General features: G+C 61.0%; 17 protein-coding genes. 10 read left to right on the top strand and 7 right to left on the bottom strand.

Translation table 11 applies throughout. The features are described from left to right. The first annotated feature begins 160 nt into the window (after nt 1-160). Together CQ012_RS08365 and CQ012_RS08360 are read left to right on the top strand one after the other, a co-directional pair. Nucleotides 161-571, top strand: coding sequence for a hypothetical protein (locus tag CQ012_RS08365; RefSeq protein ID WP_105658192.1), 411 nt, complete (start codon nt 161-163; stop codon nt 569-571). Between the two features lie 115 nt (nt 572-686). Further along, nucleotides 687-1397 carry an alpha/beta fold hydrolase gene (locus CQ012_RS08360; RefSeq protein WP_181149035.1) on the top strand — a complete coding sequence of 237 codons (711 nt, stop codon included), beginning with the start codon at nt 687-689 and terminating at the stop codon, nt 1395-1397. A gap of 70 nt (nt 1398-1467) precedes the next feature. Here CQ012_RS08360 and CQ012_RS08355 read toward each other — a convergent pair whose 3' ends face one another. From CQ012_RS08355 to CQ012_RS08350, 3 genes are all read right to left on the bottom strand, one after another. Then, nucleotides 1468-2838: a M16 family metallopeptidase gene (locus CQ012_RS08355; RefSeq protein WP_502692951.1), complete on the bottom strand. Its 1371-nt coding sequence runs from the start codon at nt 2836-2838 to the stop codon at nt 1468-1470. Nucleotides 2839-3015: 177 nt separating this feature from the next. Continuing rightward, on the bottom strand, nt 3016-3510 hold the full coding sequence (locus CQ012_RS17420) for a hypothetical protein (RefSeq protein WP_146112930.1): 495 nt from the start codon (nt 3508-3510) through the stop codon (nt 3016-3018). 28 nt (nt 3511-3538) lie between these two features. Further along, nucleotides 3539-4030, bottom strand: coding sequence for an S-ribosylhomocysteine lyase (locus CQ012_RS08350; RefSeq protein WP_105661860.1), 492 nt, complete (start codon nt 4028-4030; stop codon nt 3539-3541). 121 nt (nt 4031-4151) lie between these two features. On the opposite strand from CQ012_RS08350, the gene CQ012_RS08345 reads away from it, so the two are divergent. Continuing rightward, a complete protein-coding gene (locus tag CQ012_RS08345; RefSeq protein ID WP_105661859.1) occupies nt 4152-4712 on the top strand; it encodes a phosphorylase family protein in 561 nt (186 codons plus the stop codon). Between the two features lie 74 nt (nt 4713-4786). Beyond that, nucleotides 4787-5659 carry a PaaX family transcriptional regulator gene (locus tag CQ012_RS08340; RefSeq protein ID WP_105661858.1) on the top strand — a complete coding sequence of 291 codons (873 nt, stop codon included), beginning with the start codon at nt 4787-4789 and terminating at the stop codon, nt 5657-5659. 73 nt (nt 5660-5732) lie between these two features. Here CQ012_RS08340 and CQ012_RS08335 read toward each other — a convergent pair whose 3' ends face one another. Beyond that, nucleotides 5733-6152 carry a RidA family protein gene (locus CQ012_RS08335; protein ID WP_105661857.1) on the bottom strand — a complete coding sequence of 140 codons (420 nt, stop codon included), beginning with the start codon at nt 6150-6152 and terminating at the stop codon, nt 5733-5735. A 145-nt stretch (nt 6153-6297) separates the two neighbouring features. Here CQ012_RS08335 and CQ012_RS08330 point away from each other — a divergent pair, with 145 nt between their 5' ends. The 6 genes from CQ012_RS08330 to CQ012_RS08305 all read left to right on the top strand — a co-directional run bounded on the left by CQ012_RS08330 (nt 6298) and on the right by CQ012_RS08305 (nt 14364). After that, nucleotides 6298-7158, top strand: a complete 861-nt coding sequence (locus tag CQ012_RS08330; protein WP_105661856.1) for a fumarylacetoacetate hydrolase family protein — start codon at nt 6298-6300, stop codon at nt 7156-7158. Between the two features lie 41 nt (nt 7159-7199). Continuing rightward, nucleotides 7200-7682, top strand: a complete 483-nt coding sequence (locus CQ012_RS08325) for a cupin domain-containing protein (RefSeq protein ID WP_105661924.1) — start codon at nt 7200-7202, stop codon at nt 7680-7682. Further along, nucleotides 7679-8569: an acyl-CoA thioesterase gene (locus CQ012_RS08320; RefSeq protein ID WP_105661855.1), complete on the top strand. Its 891-nt coding sequence runs from the start codon at nt 7679-7681 to the stop codon at nt 8567-8569. Before CQ012_RS08325 ends, CQ012_RS08320 begins: the two co-directional genes overlap by 4 nt. 34 nt (nt 8570-8603) lie before the next feature. Continuing rightward, on the top strand, nt 8604-10235 hold the full coding sequence (locus CQ012_RS08315; RefSeq protein ID WP_105661854.1) for an AMP-binding protein: 1632 nt from the start codon (nt 8604-8606) through the stop codon (nt 10233-10235). A 63-nt stretch (nt 10236-10298) separates the two neighbouring features. Next, nucleotides 10299-12695 carry a bifunctional salicylyl-CoA 5-hydroxylase/oxidoreductase gene (locus CQ012_RS08310; RefSeq protein ID WP_105658202.1) on the top strand — a complete coding sequence of 799 codons (2397 nt, stop codon included), beginning with the start codon at nt 10299-10301 and terminating at the stop codon, nt 12693-12695. A gap of 133 nt (nt 12696-12828) precedes the next feature. After that, nucleotides 12829-14364 (top strand): amino acid permease, encoded by a 1536-nt coding sequence (locus CQ012_RS08305; RefSeq protein ID WP_105661853.1) that lies wholly within the window; start codon nt 12829-12831, stop codon nt 14362-14364. Here CQ012_RS08305 and CQ012_RS08300 read toward each other — a convergent pair. The 3 genes from CQ012_RS08300 to CQ012_RS08290 all read right to left on the bottom strand — a co-directional run bounded on the left by CQ012_RS08300 (nt 14361) and on the right by CQ012_RS08290 (nt 17514). Further along, a complete protein-coding gene (locus CQ012_RS08300) occupies nt 14361-16013 on the bottom strand; it encodes a thiamine pyrophosphate-binding protein (RefSeq protein ID WP_105661852.1) in 1653 nt (550 codons plus the stop codon). The genes CQ012_RS08305 and CQ012_RS08300 overlap by 4 nt on opposite strands. Further along, nucleotides 16010-16825, bottom strand: coding sequence for a cyclase family protein (locus CQ012_RS08295; protein WP_105658204.1), 816 nt, complete (start codon nt 16823-16825; stop codon nt 16010-16012). Before CQ012_RS08295 ends, CQ012_RS08300 begins: the two co-directional genes overlap by 4 nt. 209 nt (nt 16826-17034) lie before the next feature. Beyond that, the gene (locus tag CQ012_RS08290; protein WP_286134605.1) at nt 17035-17514 is read right to left on the bottom strand and encodes an acyl-CoA thioesterase; all 480 of its coding nucleotides are present in this window, start codon (nt 17512-17514) and stop codon (nt 17035-17037) included. Between the last annotated feature and the right edge of the window lie 104 nt (nt 17515-17618).

Below are 17618 nucleotides of genomic sequence, written 5' to 3'. Positions count from 1 at the left end.
GCCAACGATTACGTGATCCCACGCGAGTTTTGCAGCGAATACCCTGAGGCGATTTCCCAGATATTTGATTCTGCTTGTTCCCTACGGCCAGCCCAACTTGTTTTGCCTAGCAAATAGGGGAAAAATATGTGTCAGGAGTCTCCAAGTAGTAAGCAGGGCCATGGGTCAGAAAATTAAGCGCTTTGGTTTCGGCATCGGCGCAACGCTTGTCGCGACCTTTGCAATCACTTCCTGCGGTTCAGGCGATGAACCGATCACCCTGTCCGATGACGAGCGAGCAACTATTACTGATGTCGTCCAAGAACAGGGAACGGTCATCGATTCGCCGACTTGCCAGGTTGAGGTTTTCCGTATCGAGGACTCCACGACCTACGGCTGGGCTACTTGCGCACCCGATAGCCAGGACTCGGCGGACACCGCTGCCCAGGCGGATGCCTTCCCGTTCCGCATTGACGGGCAGGAACTGCGCCGTCCAGATGACGGTTCCAAATACGAGGAAGGCGTGCAGGAGCTCTTCCCGGAAGACCTTCGTTCCGCTATTACCCAGCATTCGACCGGGGCGGGCGGTTAATTCCTTTTTGCCTGTCTCGCCATTTCAGGTGAGCGTGCCGATTTTCCCTACCGATAGTGTGTGCGCACTTTTCGCACGATGAAAGGCTGGCGTGCGCCACGATTACTTTGGGCAATTGCCCGAATCCCTCAGGACCAGGCTTTCGGTTCGTGTCGCGGGCCATGGCCCTGACGTGGTGCTGATTCACGGGCTCGGAGCATCCAGCCGCTATTTCACTCCGCTGGCCAACATCTTGGCTAAGAAGTATCGAGTGATCGTTCCCGAACTTCCAGGCCACGGCAAGAATCTGGATGATGGCCGCCCGGTGACCGTACCGCGTTTCGCGCACGAAGTAGCATTGGCGTTGCGCGAGCTGAAAGTTGAGAACGCTATCGTCCTCGGGCATTCCATGGGCGCGCAGGTTTCCATTGAGCTAGCTCGCGCGTGGCCGGATCTGGTCAAGCACCTGGTCATTGCAGCTCCTGCGGTCAACGACCGTGAAGCGACGCTGTTCAGGCAGGCCCGCCGGCTCTTTGAAGATTTCCCGCACGAGTTGAACTCGGTGAAGGCAATATTGCTCGTCGATTACCTGCGCTGCGGCATCCCATGGTGGGCCAAAAGCTGCGCCCAGATGCTGGACTACTCCACCGTTGAATTGCTTCGTACGGTCCAGTGCCCGATTGATGTCGTGTGCGGCACCCGGGATCCGCTGTCTCCACCGGAGTTCGGTCTTCGCCTGGTCGCAAGAACACCGCAAGCCAAGCTCACCGTCATGCGTCATGGTGCGCATGGCTTCAATTTCTCTCATGCGCCCGAGCTTGCAGCGCTAGTAGATGCCGCGGCATGACCCAGAGAAAACGGCGATGCCCCTAGAATCGAAATCCTCGGATTCGATTCCAGGGGCACGGCATCCAGCTCTAGAAGCCTAAGTCGGCTTCACTTTCAAACGGTCCCACCACGGTGATCACTCGATCCTTGGAGGCCAGTTCCTGGGCCAGATCCTGAACTTCCTGGGCCGTGACGGCATTGACGCGAGACAGTGCTTCGTCGATGTCCTGGAATTCTCCGGTAATCATTTCTGCCCGGCCCAAACGGGACATGCGGCTTCCTGGATCCTCCAGTGCCAGCACCGTTCCACCAGATAGCTGGCCCTTGGCTTGCGCCAATTCAGTTTCGGTGATGCCGTCCTTGGCCAACCGATCAAGCTCGGCCCCCAGCAGCCCGATAACCTGAGCAGCCTTAGCCGGGGCGCAGCCCGCGTACATGCCAAAGTAGCCGGCATCGGTGTAGGCGGCGGAGAAGGAGTAGGTCGAGTACACCAGTCCACGCTTCTCGCGAATTTCCTGGAACAACCTTGAGCTCATGCCGCCGCCGAGAACAGCGTTCAGCACTGCGAGAACCTGACGGCGGTCATCATGTCCGGTGATGCCGGAGCATCCCATGATGATGTTGGCTTGCTCGCCCGGACGGTTGATTACTTCCAGCCCGGCCTTCGAAGTGATCTGCGCTGGTTCACCCATGCGGCGTGGTTCTGGCACAGCCATCGGGTCCAGTTCCCAGCCTGCTTCGGTCAGCGCCTTGAGAAGCAGCTCGCACAGCTTGTCGTGCTCCAGGGATCCGGCGGCAGTAACAATCAACTCGCTTGGGCGGTAGTGCGCACGATAGTGCTCCATGACTGCCTCGCGGGAGATCTCCATGATCTCTTCAGGAGTTCCTCCAATGGGACGTCCCAATGGGTGATCGCCCAAGACATTGGCAACGAACCGCTCGTGGGCGACATCCATCGCGTCATCTGCATCCATGGCCAGCTCTTCGATGATCACCCCGCGTTCCTGTTCCAATTCCTGCGGGTCGATAACTGCAGAGGTAACCATGTCGGCGATGACCTCAAGGGCCATTGGCAGCTCCGTGTCCAGGACGCGGGCGTAATAGCAGGTCGATTCCTTGGCGGTGGCTGCGTTTGATTCGCCGCCCACGGCATCGAAGGACTGGGCGATTTCCAAGGCAGTGCGCTTGGCAGTGCCCTTGAACAGCAGGTGCTCCAGGAAGTGCGTGGAGCCGAAGTGCCCTGATTCCTCGTCGCGGGAACCGACCGGTACCCAGAAGCCCACTGTGGTGGACCGCTGTCCGGGCATCGCTTCTGTCAGGACTCGTACGCCACCGGGCAGGATGCTGCGCCGGACTTCAGAGCCGCCTTCGCCTCGGTGGACCAACGTCGGGTCCGCCGGGTCAATCGGAGAAAACTGCGTGGTCTCCACCGAATGCAACGGCAATGGAATCATGGCCACGAATATACGTCCTTAAGTCGTCGAGAATAGCCATTTCAAGCTAAGTACACTGTCTTTCATTCTCCCATAGAACCGCGGTTTGAAAGCAATAGCTCAGTGGTGACGGAGCCATCACATTCTGGGAAATTACGCGATCGGACCGCGACTGCGGCAATACTCACTAGCTCGGTTGGTGGGCTAAGTTGCGTCGAGATATCCGCGTTTCTCGGCGTCAGCGCACACTGGGGTCTGCCGTCCTGGGTCACTTGAAGCGCAGGCTAGATAAACAGTGTTCGCTGCATTTTCTGTGCTCAATTCCGGATATCCCATTGATCCGGGATTATAGGAGACGGCAGTGCTCCACTCATCGAGGTTCTTGCAAGCATTGAGCGCCATTTTCTCTGCTTCGCTAATCTTAATTTGCGGCGTTTCATGATCAGACCAGGCTTCGTTCTGCTTTTGAATTGCCGACTGGCATTCCTCGCCGATATTAGATGTCCTAGCCGCATCGAAATTCTCGCATCCGCTGATAGCTAATGCCACGGCGCGCAGTGCTGCAGCTAAGAAGTGAACTCTGCGCATAGTCTCCATGCTACCGACGGGATCCTGCAAGTTGGCGAATCGGCGGCCATCATTTCCTTTCGGCGAAGGGACAACAAAGCAAGAAAATCCCGCACGTTCCAAACGGAACACGCGGGATTTCCAGATCTCAAGCTATTGCTCAGGCAAGCTTGGAACGATCGAACGCATCAAGGCTGATGCCCTGCTCCAAGACGACCTTGGCCCACTCGCGAGCAGAGTGCAGGGAATGGTCGCGGTAGTTGCCACAGCTTACGGCTTCGGTTCCTGGAACATCTTCCCAGGTAACCTTCTCCGCGATATCTTCCAGCGAGCTCTTGATCGCAGCGGCGACGACCTCCGGTGTCGGCTCGCCCCACAAGATCATATGGAAGCCGGTGCGGCAGCCAAATGGGGAGAAATCGATCAGGCCATCGATGCGGGTACGCAGCAGACCAGCCATGGTGTGCTCGATGGTGTGCAAACCTGCCGTTGGAATCTCACCGTGGTTCGGCTGCACTAAACGGATGTCGTAGTTGGAGATGGCGTCTCCCTTGGGACCGTGCTCCACCCCGATTTTGCGCACATACGGCGCCTTGACCTTGGTGTGGTCCAGTGCAAAGCTTTCAACTTCAGCAAGTTCAATATCACTCATATGCAAAGTCTATCTGCTCACCGTCTGGCGAATCGAGAGCTTATCGAAGGAGGTAACCGATAGACTTCTTAGGACGTTCGGGGCAGCAATCCCCGAACTGATTTCTTTAGAGGGGAAGTTCATGTCGGACCAGAAGTCCTTGCTCGTCTTTGCGCATGCAGACGAAGCCGTAGCCTTTGCAGATGTCGAGCACCTGATTTCTGGTGTTGGCAAGGTCAACGCGTCGGTAGCCTTGGCTGGCGCGCTTGCTGAAGGCAACATCAAAAACGTCGTCGTGCTTGGCACCGCTGGAGTTGTTGGCCATGCCGGTGAAGACCGCCCGAGCTTGGACACTATTTACCAGATCACCAAACTGATCCAGCATGATTTCCCGCTGCCATCGGCAGATGTGGACCCTACCGGCGCCATCCTGCTTCCTGATTTCCAGGTCACCATGGCTACCGGCGACGTGTTCGTCTCGAATGATGAGCAGCGTATCCACATCAAGTCCTTGGGCGCTTCGTTGGTCGATATGGAAGGCTACGCCTACGCAAGCATCTGCCAACGCTTCAACGTGCCGCTGCAGATCTTCAAGATCCCTTCCGATTACGCGGATGATTCGGCGTCGATCGACGAATGGGATGATATCGCCAAGCAGAAGAGCGTCCAGCTGCGCGAGTTCTACGACCAGCACCTGGGGTAGCAGACTGCCGCCGGGACCTTCCACCGAAGGTTAGCTCTAGAATTGAAACACCAGCAGCGAACGGAGATTGTTCCATGACAGCACAGGCAAAACCACACGTCGGTGCAGCAGAGCTCTCCATGCCCCGCCACCACCAGCTGATCGTTTCGCTTTTCGGCATGCATGCCCGCCAGCACGGCGGCGCCTTGCAGGTGGCGGCAATCATATCCCTGATGCAGGACGTGGGAGTCGAGCCTGCAGGCACTCGTTCCTCGATTTCCCGATTGAAGAAGCGCGGCATCATCGACAGCGTGCAAGTCCGCGGTCGCAACGGATACTCGTTGTCCGAATCGGTGCTGACCACCTTTGCCGAAGGCGACGAGCGGATTTTCCATCCACGCCGCGCAACGGCCGAAGACCGCTGGCTGCTGGCAACCTTCACGGTCCCCGAAACCCAGCGCAACATCCGGCACAAGATCCGTTCCTCCCTGGTGCGCATGGGTTTCGGTTCGGTGGTCCCCGGGCTCTGGATTGCACCGGAACATGCCAAGGATCCTGCCTTGGCCTACTTCGCCCGGCACGGCCTGGACAAGTACTTCGAGTTCTTCCTGGCCGAGCACATCGGCGGCGCGCAGCTGCGCGAGAACCTGGATTCCTGGTGGGATTTAGGGACCCTGGAAGCTATGTACTCCGAATTCCTGAAGGAGAACCAGGGACGGTTGGAATTCTGGAAGGAACGCGCCGGCACGCAGCACAGCCCTGAGATCGATGCCCAGGGCTTCGCGGACCATCTGGTCCTGCTTACCCAGTGGCGCCGATTCCCCTATTCCGATCCCGGGTTGCCGGCCGAGCTGCTCCCGGAGGATTGGAACGCGTTGAAGGCTGAAGCGCTGTTCAAGGACCTGCATACGCTGCTGTCGCCACTGGCTTCGCGCCATGTACAGCGGGTGATCGGCGAGCAACGCTGATCTTTGCGCCTCGACCGATAGGAACAGGGCTGCGAAACCAATTGGTTTCGCAGCCCTGTTCCGCATCCAGGGACTAGTTGCGGTCCTGGATGACAGCCACGCCCTGGATTTCAATCAAGGCTTCCTGCTGCCAAAGCCGGCTTACCCCGATCCCTGCCATCGCAGGATATTCCGAACCGGCCATCTCGCGCCAAAGGCGCCCGATTTCCCTGCCATGGGCCATGTAATCATCCACATCGGTCAAGTAAATGGTCACGCTGGTCAGGTCCTCGGGGCGGCCCCCGGCTTCAACCAAGGTGGTCAGCACGTTGGAGAATGCCTGCTTGAACTGTTCCACGATGCCGCCGGGCACGATCTTCATATCCTTGTCCAGAGCGGTTTGCCCGCCGAGGTAGACCGTATCCCCCGCCTTGACTCCGTGGGCATAGCCAGAGGGCTTCGCCATGGATGCGGGGTTGATTGTCTCGTTGCGGTGCAACTTGGTTTCAGTCATTTCCTACTCCTTGTACCGGGTGCATGAAATTTGCCCCAATTGGCTCTAGCGCCATCTTTGTGATGCGTGCTACATTGAGCTTACGTGACGGCGGTAAAAAAGTCGACACATAGCTTTTCACCCAACTGACAAAGGGAATCCACACATGAAACTCGCAACGATCCGCGCCGGCGGGAAGAGCCTGGCGGCAATCCAGACCGATCAGGGATATCTGCCCCTGCCAGCTGGCGATCTCAGCGAGTTCCTCAAGCACCAGGACTGGAAAGCAATCGCCTCCGAAGCCCTGGAATCCAGTACCGCAGGCGATCTTATCCCCGCGGAGCAGGCCCGGCAGCTTAATCCGCTGCCAGCGCCCGCCAAGGTGATCTGCTGCGGGCTGAACTACAGCGACCACATCCTGGAAATGGGAAGGGAACTGCCCGAATATCCCACATTGTTCGCAAAGTTCGCCGACACCCTGGCAGATCCCGACGCCGAGATTTCCAGCGCTTCCTCCGCCAATGTCGACTGGGAAGCTGAATTGGCAGTAGTGCTTGGTTCAGATGCATGCTCAGCGTCCTTGGAAGAAGCCCAGGCCGCCATTGCCGGATACACGGTAGCCAACGACGTCTCGATGCGCGACTGGCAGCGCCGGACCCTGCAGTGGTTCCAAGGCAAGGCCTTCGACGGCACCACTCCCCTGGGTCCCGTGCTGGCCACGGCAGATGAGATCGACCCGGTGGCCGGCGCGGAGGTCATCTGCCGCATCAACGGCGAGGAAGTGCAACGCGGCAACACCTCGACGCTGGTGTTCTCCGCGGCGCGGCTGGTCAGCTACATTTCCGAATTCACCACGCTTCGTGCCGGGGACATCGTGCTGACCGGGACCCCCGGCGGAGTCGGAATGGGCATGGTTCCGCCTCGCTTCCTCGCTGACGGGGACCGGCTCGAAACCGAAATCCCTGGCATCGGCATCCTCTCCAACAGGTTCCGGCTCCGAGTGAACAGCCCGGCCCTGTCCCAATGACCATCAGCAACATCCCTCTACCGAATTTGAAGGAGCACACCATGACCGAAGCACCCATAACCTACCGCACCGAAGGCGACAATTCGATCTATGCCTCGGAAAATGGCCAGGTTGTCCCCGTAGTCACCCGGGCAGGATCCGAGGACACCAACACCGCCCAGTCCGGGGACTGCATCCGCGTCTCGGGCGTCAGCATCCAGCACACGCCCGCCACAAAGATCTGGTTCGGCCAGGTCTCCAATGTCCCGGGCTACCGTTCCCTCCCCCACCACCATGGTGAAGCGGAAACCGGCGGCTACGTGCTGCGTGGCCACGGCCGGATCTACTTCGGCGAGAACTACGAGCAGTACGCCGACATGAAGGCCGGCGACTGGGTCTTCGTCCCACCGTTCATGCCCCATGTCGAGGCCAACATGTCGGTCACCGAGGAGCTGGTGTGGCTCACTGCCCGGACCCCGGAGAATATCGTGGTCAATCTCGCTGATGTCGCTGACGAAACCTTGGAAGGATACCGCCGAGCATGAGCACCACAGCATTGTCCGCCCAGGTCTTCCTGGATGCCATCAACCTGACCGAATGCGCTGCGGAGGTCTTCGACCAGGCGTTCACCGCCATCCCTCAGTACGTGCCCTGGCCCAAGGCCTACGGTGGCGACATGGTTGCCCAGGGTGCCCTTTCGCTAATGAAGTCGGTGGGTGCCGACCGCAGCCTGCACTCCATGCACTCCTACTTCCTGCGGCCAGTGGATATGCACCAGCCGGTCCGCTACGAGGTGGAGCACCTGCGCGATGGCCGCGGCTATTCCACCCGCCAGGTGCGCGCCTTCCAGAACGGCAAGCCGGTCTACTGCGCGCTAGGCTCTTTCCACGTTCCGGAAGACGGGGCCGAATTCGCGCTCGATGCCCCCGGCGCTTCGCTGGATCTGGATCCGCAGTCCCTGGCCAGCGCCGCCGAGGCCCTGCAAGGCGTGGAGGGCGACGCCGCCAAGTACTGGGCCGGCGGCCGCAGCTTCGACATGCGCCATGTTCCCGAAGCCATCTACCTTCCCGGCGAGCGCGAAAAGTCCGGCAGCCAAGCGGTCTGGATCCGGGCCTTCTCACCGTTGCCCGATGATGCGGTGATTCAGAAGGCGGCCTTGGCCTATGTCTGCGATTACACCATCCTGGAGCCGATCATGCGCGGTCTCGGGCTGAGCTGGGGCGATGAGGGCCTGGTGACCGCCAGCTTGGACCATTCCATGTGGTTCCATCGCGAGGGGCGCATGGACGACTGGGTGCTTTACGCTCAGGAAGCCATTTCGAGCCAGGACAACCGCGGACTGGCCATCGGGCGCTTCTATGCCCGCGATGGCAAGCTGCTGGCCACCGTAGCCCAAGAAGGAATGATCCGCCCCGGGCGGAACGCCAACTAGGACTTCCCACCGAACCTGCCAACGGAGTTGCCTTATGGAACTTTCACCTTCTGTACATGTCGATAGCTTTACCCGCGACCATCTTCCATCCCCCGAATTGTGGCCGACGCTGGAATTCACCTTGCCCGAGCTGCAGTACCCGGACCGGCTCAATGCCGCCGAAGTGCTGATCGACCAGTCCGTCGAGAAGTTCGGCGCCCAGCGCACGGCGCTGCTGGCCCCCGATGGCACCAGCCTGAGCTACGGGCAGCTGCTCAAGCGGGCCAACCAGGTAGCCCAGGTGCTGGTCGAGGACTATGGCTTGGTGCCGGGCAACCGGGTAATGCTGCGCGGTCCGAACAACGCATGGCTGGTAGCTTGCTGGCTCGGAGTGATCAAGGCCGGCGGTGTTGTGGTCACCACGATGGCTGCCCTGCGCGCTGCGGAAATCTCCAAGCTGGCCACGCTGACCGGCCCGGTGGCGCTAATCACCGACCACCGCTTCGCCGAGGACGCGCTCAAGGCCAGCGGCGGCGGCTATCCGGTCATCAGCTACGGCGGCACGTCCCGCGACGATCTGGCCCAGCAGGCAGCAGGCAAATCCGGCGAATTCACCGCGGTGGCCACAGCCGCAGATGATGTGGCATTGCTGGGACCGACTTCGGGAACCACTGGCGTCCCTAAGATCACCATGCATTTCCACCGGGACATCCTGGCCAATGCGGACACTTTTGCCCGCTACATCCTGGAACCCACCAAGGACGATGTCTTCGCCGGTTCCCCGCCGCTGGCTTTCACCTTCGGACTGGGCGGGCTAGTGGTCTTCCCCTTCCGCTTCGGCGCCAGCTCGCTGCTGACCGAACGCGCCACCCCGGTGCAGTTGGCCGAGCAGTCCCACGCGGCCGGGGCAACCATCCTGTTCACCGCCCCCACCGCCTACCGGGCCATCTTGAAGAACGGCAAGGCCGACCTGCTCAGGCCCCTGCGCGTGGCGGTCTCCGCCGGCGAGCACCTGCCTGCCGACACCTGGCACCAGGTCAGGGAGGCAACCGGGCTGGAACTGGTCAACGGCATCGGTTCCACCGAAATGCTGCACGTGTTCGTCTCCGCCGCCGGCAAGGACATCAAGCCGGGAACCACAGGCAAGGCCATTCCCGGTTTCCGCGCCACGGTGCTGGATGCCGAGGGCAACGAAGCCGCGGCCAACGAGCCGGGGCGCCTGGCGGTTATCGGGCCGACCGGCTGCCGCTATCTCGATGACCCGAGGCAGCGCAATTACGTCGAAAGCGGCTGGAACATCACCGGGGACATCTTCTCCCGGGACGAGGACGGTTTCTTCACCTACCAGGCGCGCAGCGACAACATGATCGTCTCTTCCGGATATAACATCGGCGGCCCGGAAGTCGAGCAAGCCCTGGACCAGCATCCCGATGTGCTGGAAAACGCGGTGGTCGCCCGCCCGGATCCGAACCGCGGATCAATCGTCTGCGCGTTCGTGGTTCTGGTCGAAGGCGCCGAAGCCGATGAGGCGAAGGCCAAGGAATTGCAGGACTTCGTCAAAGCCACGATTGCCCCGTACAAGTACCCGCGGGAAATCCGCTTTGTCACCGAGCTGCCTCGAAATCCCAGCGGCAAGCTGCAGCATTTCAAGCTGCGCGAGGCCTTCAACGGCTCCCCGGTCGCATAAACTCCCCAGATATTTTTCGGGCCCCGGCCCAATCGCCCTCCGGGGCTGATGAAAGGACACACCATGAAGATTGCAGTTATCGGCGGCGGCCCTGGCGGCCTGTACTTCGCGGCTCTGATGAAGCAGCTGGATGAGAACCACGATGTCACCGTGTGGGAACGCAATGCCGCATCGGACACCTTCGGCTTCGGCGTGGTGTTCTCCGATGAGACCCTGGGCGGCATCGGCAACGCCGATCCGGTGGTGGCCGAATACATGTCCCGGCGCTTCGCCCGCTGGAGCGATATCGACATCCACTTCCGCGGCCAGATGCACACCGTGGGCGGCCAGGGCTTCGCGGCCATGAGCCGCAAGGAACTGCTCCAGCTGCTGCAGCGCCGCTGCATCGAACTGGGCGTGGATGTGCGCTTCTCCACCGTTGCCCCGGATGTGGAGCAGCTGGCGGACGAGTACGACCTGGTGCTGGCCGCTGACGGGCTGAACTCCGCGGTGCGAACCAAGTACGCGGACTCCTTCAAGCCCTCCCTTGATCCGCGGACCTCGAAGTACATGTGGCTGGGCACCGACCAGGTCTTCGAGGCCTTCAAGTTCTTTGTCAAGGAAACCGATGCCGGAACCATGCAGATCCACGGCTACCCGTACTCGGACGAGGGTTCGACCTTCATCGTGGAAATGCACGAAGACGTCTGGCGTGCGGCCGGATTCGACGAGACCGAGGACGAGGTCTTCGGCCCGGGCGTGAGCGACCAGAAGTCGGTGGACAAGGTGGCCGGGATCTTCGCCGAGGAACTGGCCGGATACCAGGTGCTGACTAACAACTCCAAGTGGATCAACTTCACCACGGTGCGCAACGAGAACTGGCGCCATGGGAACATCGTCCTGCTGGGCGATGCCGCGCACACTGCCCACTTCTCCATCGGCTCGGGCACCAAGCTGGCCATGGAGGACGCTCTGGCCCTGGCTGCCTGCCTGCATGAGCATGCCGAGGTTGATTCGGCGCTGGCCGCCTACGAGACCGAGCGCCGCCCAGTGGTCGAATCCACCCAGCGCGCGGCCCAGGCCTCGCTGGAATGGTTCGAGAACATCGGGCAGTACAAGGACCAGGACCCGGTGCAGTTCTGCTTCAACTTGCTCACCCGCTCCCGGCGCATCACCTACGAGAACCTGAAGCTGCGGGATACCGGATTCGCTCAGCAGGTCGATGAGAACTTCGCCCGGCTCAACGCTTCGCCTTCCGTTGCACCGGCGATGTTCCAGCCGCATAGGCTCGGCAACACCGAGCTGGCCAACCGCGTGGTGGTTTCGTCCATGGACATGTACTCGGCCACCGACGGGGTGCCCGGGGACTTCCACCTGGTCCATCTGGGCTCCAAGGCCATGGGAGGGGCCGGGCTGGTGATGACCGAAATGGTCTGCGTTTCCGATATCGGCCGCATCACCCCGGGCTGCACTGGCCTGTACACCGATGAGCAGGCCGCTGCCTGGAAGCGCGTGACCGACTACGTGCACGGAAATTCGAACGCCAAGATCGGCGCCCAGCTCGGCCACTCGGGTCGCAAGGGTTCGACGAAGCTGATGTGGGAAGGCATCGACCAGCCGCTGCAAGAAGGCAACTGGGATGTGCTCGCTCCCAGCGCACTGCCCTATGGCGAAGGCTGCCATGTGCCGGTGGAAATGGACCGTGCGCAGATGGACGAGGTGCGCGAGCAGTTCGCCGCCGCGGCACGCCGCGCCGATGAGGCAGGATTCGACGTGCTGGAAGTGCATATGGCCCACGGCTACTTGCTCTCTTCCTTCCTTTCGCCGCTGTCCAATCAGCGCACCGACGAATACGGCGGAGGCTTGGAGAACCGGCTGCGCTACCCGCTTGAGGTCCTGGATGCGGTCCGCGAAGCATGGCCGGCAAGCAAGACCATCGGCGTGCGCATCTCGGCTACCGACTGGTCGCCAGGCGGGAATACCGAAGAAGATGCCGTGGACATCGCCCGGGCCTTCATCGCCCACGGCGCCCAATTCATCGACGTCTCGTCGGGGCAGATCGTGAAGGACGAGAAGCCGGCTTTCGGGCGCAGCTACCAGACGCCATTCGCCGACAGGATCCGCAACCAGGTCGCCACCGAGGCAGGGGTCTCGGTGATCGCGGTGGGCGCGGTGTCCTCCTACGACGACGTGAACTCGATCCTGCTGGCAGGCCGCGCGGATCTGGTGGCGCTGGGACGCACCCACCTGTACAACCCGCAGTGGACCTTGCAGGCAGCCGCCGAGCAGGACTATACCGGTGACGGCGCCACCTGGCCGCTGCCTTTCAAGGCCGGACGCCGCAAGCCGCCCGCCGCCCGCACCGACGCGGTCCGCCCGCGGCTCTCGCTGGTTCGGGAAGCCGAGGAACAGGAGCAAACGCACCTGCGCTGGATTCCGGCCAGGAAATCCGAAACCTCCAATTTGGTAACCAGCGCTTAGCTGTTGCTGCCAGCCGCAGGATTGGCGGCCCTGTTTGGGCTGCCGATCCTGCGGCTTTTTGCCGGGCACGGGAACCGCTTGGCGGCTCGGCTCGGATCCCAAATCGGCCACCAAACCACCTTTGGATAATTCAATGAAATCTTCCCTGGATCAAATCGCACAGCGAGAAGCCGGCCTGTCGAAGGAGCTAACTTCGCGCCAGCTGAGCATGATTGCGCTTGGCGGCGCCATCGGCACGGGCCTGTTTCTCGGCAGCAAGTTCGCCATTTCCTTCGCCGGGCCCAGCGTGACCCTCAGCTACGCCATCGGCGGGTTGATCGCCGTGTTGCTCATGGGAGCGTTGGCCGAGATGACCGTGGCGCACCCGACGACCGGCTCCTTCGGCGCCTTCGCCGAACACTACATCAACCCATTCACCGGGTTCCTGCTCAAATACCTGTACTGGTCCTGCATCGTACTGGCCGTAGGCACCGAAATCACGGCGGTGGGCGACTACATGCGAATGTGGTTCCCGGATGTCCCCGCAGTGGTGTGGATCATCGGCCTGTCGGTCTTTCTGATCGGGGTGAATATGTTCAATGTCAAGGCCTTCGGAACACTGGAATACTGGTTCTCCGCCACCAAGGTATTCGCTATTGCCGCGTTCATCCTGCTTGCCGCCTATCTGGTCTTCGGCCAGCGGGGCAACGATTTCGGTTTCCAGAACTACACCGCGGAATCCGGATTCTTCATGGGCGGGGCCCAAGGTGTCTGGTTTGCCGTTGTCGTGGCGATCTTCTCCTACCTGAGCATCGAAATGATCGCCGTCGCAGCCGGTGAGGCAAGAGATCCCGAAGTCGCAGTGAAGAAGGCCTTCAAGGTGACCTGGTTCAGGCTCTTCCTCTTCTGCATCCTGACCCTGTCGCTGATCCTTGCCATCGCACCCGTCAGCGAGATCCTCGAAGGCGACAGCCCGTTCGTCACGGTGATGCAGGTGATCGGCATCCCGTTTGCCGATTCCATTCTCAATTTCGTGGTCATCATCGCCGCACTCTCCGCCATGAACTCGCAGCTGTACATCTCCACGCGAATGATGTTCTCTCTATCCCGCGCCGGGCAGGCTCCGAGCAGCTTGGGTAAATTGAAGAAGAACGGCGCGCCGGTCAACGCCCTGCTGCTCTCTGCTGGCGGAATCGCCGTGGCCGCCATCATCTACGCATCGAATCCAGAATCCGGTTTCACAATAATGATGGCACTGTCGATGTTCGGCGCAATGATGGCCTGGATGCTGATCTTCATCACGCACTTGTTCTTCCGCCGTTCCCATCGGCGCAGTGCAGCACCGCTTAAATACCGCCTGCCGTACTATCCCGCTGGATCCGCGGCCGGGGCGCAGCTGATGGCCGCGTTGCTGGTCACGACCTTGTTCACCGAGCAATTCTCCATGACGTTGCTGTTCGGCATTCCCTTCGCCTTGACCGTCTCTGCCCCGTACTTCCTGATGCGCAAGCGCATGAAGCTGGCACAGGCAGGTCCAGGCACCGGGAATGAGAAGACTGGCGGCTCAAGCCAGCCGCGCGAGCCTGAAAAGATCAGCGACGCCTTGAAGGTGCAAGCGAGCCCCGGCGCAGCGCACCATGCGCCGCACCGGGGCCACCCACCAGCAATCGCGGTTCCAGGGCTGGGCTAGTGCCCCTTGAATGCCTCCGCTAGCCACCACGCACCGCCGTCCGAAGCGATTTTCGCGTCGATGACCAGCGGCCCCGTGGGATCCGAGCCGAGCCAGCTGGCTACCGCGTCAAGATCCTCCAGCTTGCGCACCGTGATGCCATCGGCTCCGAAACCGCGGCCGATGGCTGCGAAATCGGTGTCAGGGAAGGTCACCGAGTCCATATTCGGTGCCGTACCCGTATCGCCGAAATGATGTACCTCCGCCCCGTAGGCGGCATCGTTGTAGACGATGCACACCATTGGCAGCTTCAGCCGAACCGCGGTATCCAGTTCGGCGATGGCCATGTGGAATCCGCCGTCTCCGGTGCCGAGCACCGGCAAGCGCCCGGGCTGCGCCAAAGCCGCTCCGATGGCCGTGTAGAGCCCCAGGCCGATCGCCTGGAACGCCTGGGTAAAGCAGAAACCGTGCTCGTCTGGAACGGCGAGAAACTGGCTCGGGTATCCCATGAAGTTGCCCGAGTCCACGCTGACGATGCGCTCGGCCGGCAGCAGCTCATCCAGCGACTTGGTCAGAGTTCGCGGATCGATGCGGTCGTCTGTGGACAGGTCCCGGTAGGCTACCTGGCTCCAGTTGGCCCCCTCGGCGATCTGCTGGCTCACCGCGGAGGTGCGGTAGCCTTCGCGCGCCGGCATCTTCTGCGTTTCAAGATATTCCAGCGCATCGCGTGCGCTTTGCGCCGAGTCGCCGATCACGCCCAAGTCGATGCGCCGGTTCGCCCCCAGGGCGGACTCTTCCAGGTCCACCTGCACTACCTTGGTGCCCTCGGAAATGAGCCGTCCGTGGCGCATGGTCCACATGTTCAGCGCGCAGCCAAAGCCCACAATCAGATCTGCTCCAGCAATCAACTCGGCGGCCAGCGGCGACGAGAACCCGCCGGAGATCCCGAGACTGAATTCCTCGTCGTTGAACAGGCCCTTGGCCACCGCCGAGGTCGCCACCAGCGCCCCGCTGTGCCGGGCCAGCGCCAGGATTTCGGCCTTGGCCCCGCGTCCGCCGCGCCCTGCGACGAACACCGGGCGCCGGGCATTTTCGATCAGTACCGCCAGCGCTCGCACCGCGGCACGCGAGGGGCGGACCGGCTCCGCCGGAACCACCTCGGCTGCCACCGGGGATTCCGGAGCTTCGAGCCCTTGGATGTTCAATGGCAGGTTCAGTACAACCGTCCGCCGGTCGTTCACTGCTCTGCGGTAGGCGCGAACTGTATCGGCCACTGCCGTGCGGGCGCTGTGGATTCGTTCGGAGACGGCGTAGACGGAGGTTGAGAAGGAGCCCTGGTCCATGGCGAAGTTCGAATACACGGCGCTCGGGGCGGCTTCGGCGGCCAGCACGATCATCGGGGTGCGTGACTTGGCGGCTTCTCCAATGCCGGTGGCCGCGTTGGTCAGGCCGCACCCCTGGTGCACCGAGACCACGCCGATCTGGCCGCTGGTCCGTGAGTAGGCATCGGCCATCGTTGCTGCGCCGCCCTCATGCCGCGCTGCGGTATATGGCACCCCGTTGGCAATCAGTGCATTCGTGACATCAAAGTTCCCGCTTCCCACCACGCCGAAAGCGTGCCCTACGCCCAAGTTTGCCAGCGTCTTGCCGACCAGTTCAGCAACGTTCACGATTGTGCCTCCATTTTCTTGGTGTTTTGGGGCGCTAATGCCAGCACCCGGGTCGGTGCGCCGGTACCGCCAACTATGGGCAGAGGGGCAACCACTAGCATCGCTCCGAACACGGGCAGCTTGTCCAAGTTCTTCAGCGAGGTGATCCCGTATTTGTCTGCACCGAGCAGGAAGTAATGCATGGGGAATGGCGGCTCCAGTGCTCCAGCATTGCCGGAATCGATCCCCACCGTTTCCACGCCGATGCCGGAAATGTCCAGCTTCTCGGCGATGTATCTGGCGCACTCCGCAGTAAACCCGGGAGTATGCGATCCGGTGGCATCGACATTCAGGAAAGCTGTCTTGTCATCACCGTATTGCTCCCATCCGGTGCGGAAAAGCAGCCACGCGTTGGAAGGAAACCGCCCATATTCCGATTGCCACGTTTCCAAATGGTGCACATCGATGAGAACATCCGGATCATCTGCTGCTAAGGATCTGAAGTCCAACACGACGGCCGGACCTACCAGGCGTTGCGGATCAATCTGCGACACGTCCTTGCCCCCTCGTCCCGAAATCCAGTGGATCGGCGCATCTATATGCGTTCCGATGTGCTCACCAGTATGGATATTGTGGTGCTTCCAGTATGGTCCGGGCTCGTTGTAGGCCGAGACCTCTTCGAGACTGAAATCAATGAGGTTCGAGAACGGATCGGGCAGTACTAAGGTTGGAGTCCTGTCCGACAGCGGGGCAGTCAGGTCATGGACTTGGACAGTCCCGGAGGCCAGAGCGGACAATATCGCGCTCGTGCAAGTTTCTTCGGCAGCAGGCATTGTTTCTCCTTGGGCAGAGACGGTCCAGGACACATTCCGACGATAGAGAGATCCTGACGATCGTCACATTCGCGGAATTAGCTTCAATCTACCAGCACCACCTCTGCTAGCCAACAGGCCACCCGAAGGAGAACCAGGGGCGAAGACCTAGTTCCGCAAATCTGGCTCGCGCATATATCCACCAGCTCGCACGGAGCGCGGTGCCGCGCTCAGGAACCAGCATCAATGCCAGCGAGGATTTCACGGGGCCAGGGGGCAGATGACTCACCGCCAACTGGAACGCACACTGTCACGAAACGGCCTTCAGCGGCCAGCGCGAACCCGCGCCCTTGGTGCGCATGCCCCCAGACCTTGAATCCGAACGACATCGAACTGGCCCCGACCTTCTCCACGCGAATCGCGGTGGTCACCGCTTGGCCGAAATACAGCTTGGCCCGATAGTCGACCTCATGGCGGACTCGTGGCGAGATGGAGAAGTAGGACTCCGCGCCAGCCTCGCGAAACAGTTTGGCTTCGGCCGCCTCGACGAAGCGCAAGATGGCTGAATTATGATGATGCCCCGCAGCATCGGTATCAACCCATTCAATGGTTCGCTCCAACGCCGTTCCTGCGATTCCCGACGCGATGAAGTCTGCGGCGAGCTGCTGCAACAACTGCCCGGATTCGTCCATTCCCGCGAATGCAGGCATCAAGATCCCCCTAAATAAAAAGTGTATAGCTATTGTAACGCACGTCACTTTAACGTGATAATCCTATTGGTGTTCCAAGAACTCCGCCCTACCCACACAAGGAG

The organism is Arthrobacter sp. MYb214 (assembly GCF_002979865.1).
GTDB lineage: Bacteria > Actinomycetota > Actinomycetes > Actinomycetales > Micrococcaceae > Glutamicibacter.
This window is presented reverse-complemented; position numbering and strand designations above follow the sequence as displayed.

Bases quoted from the DNA above. Each gene is read 5' to 3' on its own strand.
- CQ012_RS08315 (WP_105661854.1), top strand. From the start codon at position 8,604: ATGGAACTTTCACCTTCTGTACATGTCGATAGCTTTACCCGCGACCAT.
- CQ012_RS08325 (WP_105661924.1), top strand. From the start codon at position 7,200: ATGACCGAAGCACCCATAACCTACCGCACCGAAGGCGACAATTCGATC.
- CQ012_RS08305 (WP_105661853.1), top strand. From the start codon at position 12,829: ATGAAATCTTCCCTGGATCAAATCGCACAGCGAGAAGCCGGCCTGTCG.
- CQ012_RS08290 (WP_286134605.1), bottom strand. From the start codon at position 17,514: ATGCCTGCATTCGCGGGAATGGACGAATCCGGGCAGTTGTTGCAGCAG.
- CQ012_RS08310 (WP_105658202.1), top strand. From the start codon at position 10,299: ATGAAGATTGCAGTTATCGGCGGCGGCCCTGGCGGCCTGTACTTCGCG.
- CQ012_RS08295 (WP_105658204.1), bottom strand. From the start codon at position 16,825: ATGCCTGCTGCCGAAGAAACTTGCACGAGCGCGATATTGTCCGCTCTG.
- CQ012_RS08330 (WP_105661856.1), top strand. From the start codon at position 6,298: ATGAAACTCGCAACGATCCGCGCCGGCGGGAAGAGCCTGGCGGCAATC.
- CQ012_RS08365 (WP_105658192.1), top strand. From the start codon at position 161: ATGGGTCAGAAAATTAAGCGCTTTGGTTTCGGCATCGGCGCAACGCTT.
- CQ012_RS08350 (WP_105661860.1), bottom strand. From the start codon at position 4,030: ATGAGTGATATTGAACTTGCTGAAGTTGAAAGCTTTGCACTGGACCAC.
- CQ012_RS08320 (WP_105661855.1), top strand. From the start codon at position 7,679: ATGAGCACCACAGCATTGTCCGCCCAGGTCTTCCTGGATGCCATCAAC.
- CQ012_RS08345 (WP_105661859.1), top strand. From the start codon at position 4,152: ATGTCGGACCAGAAGTCCTTGCTCGTCTTTGCGCATGCAGACGAAGCC.
- CQ012_RS08340 (WP_105661858.1), top strand. From the start codon at position 4,787: ATGACAGCACAGGCAAAACCACACGTCGGTGCAGCAGAGCTCTCCATG.
- CQ012_RS08335 (WP_105661857.1), bottom strand. From the start codon at position 6,152: ATGACTGAAACCAAGTTGCACCGCAACGAGACAATCAACCCCGCATCC.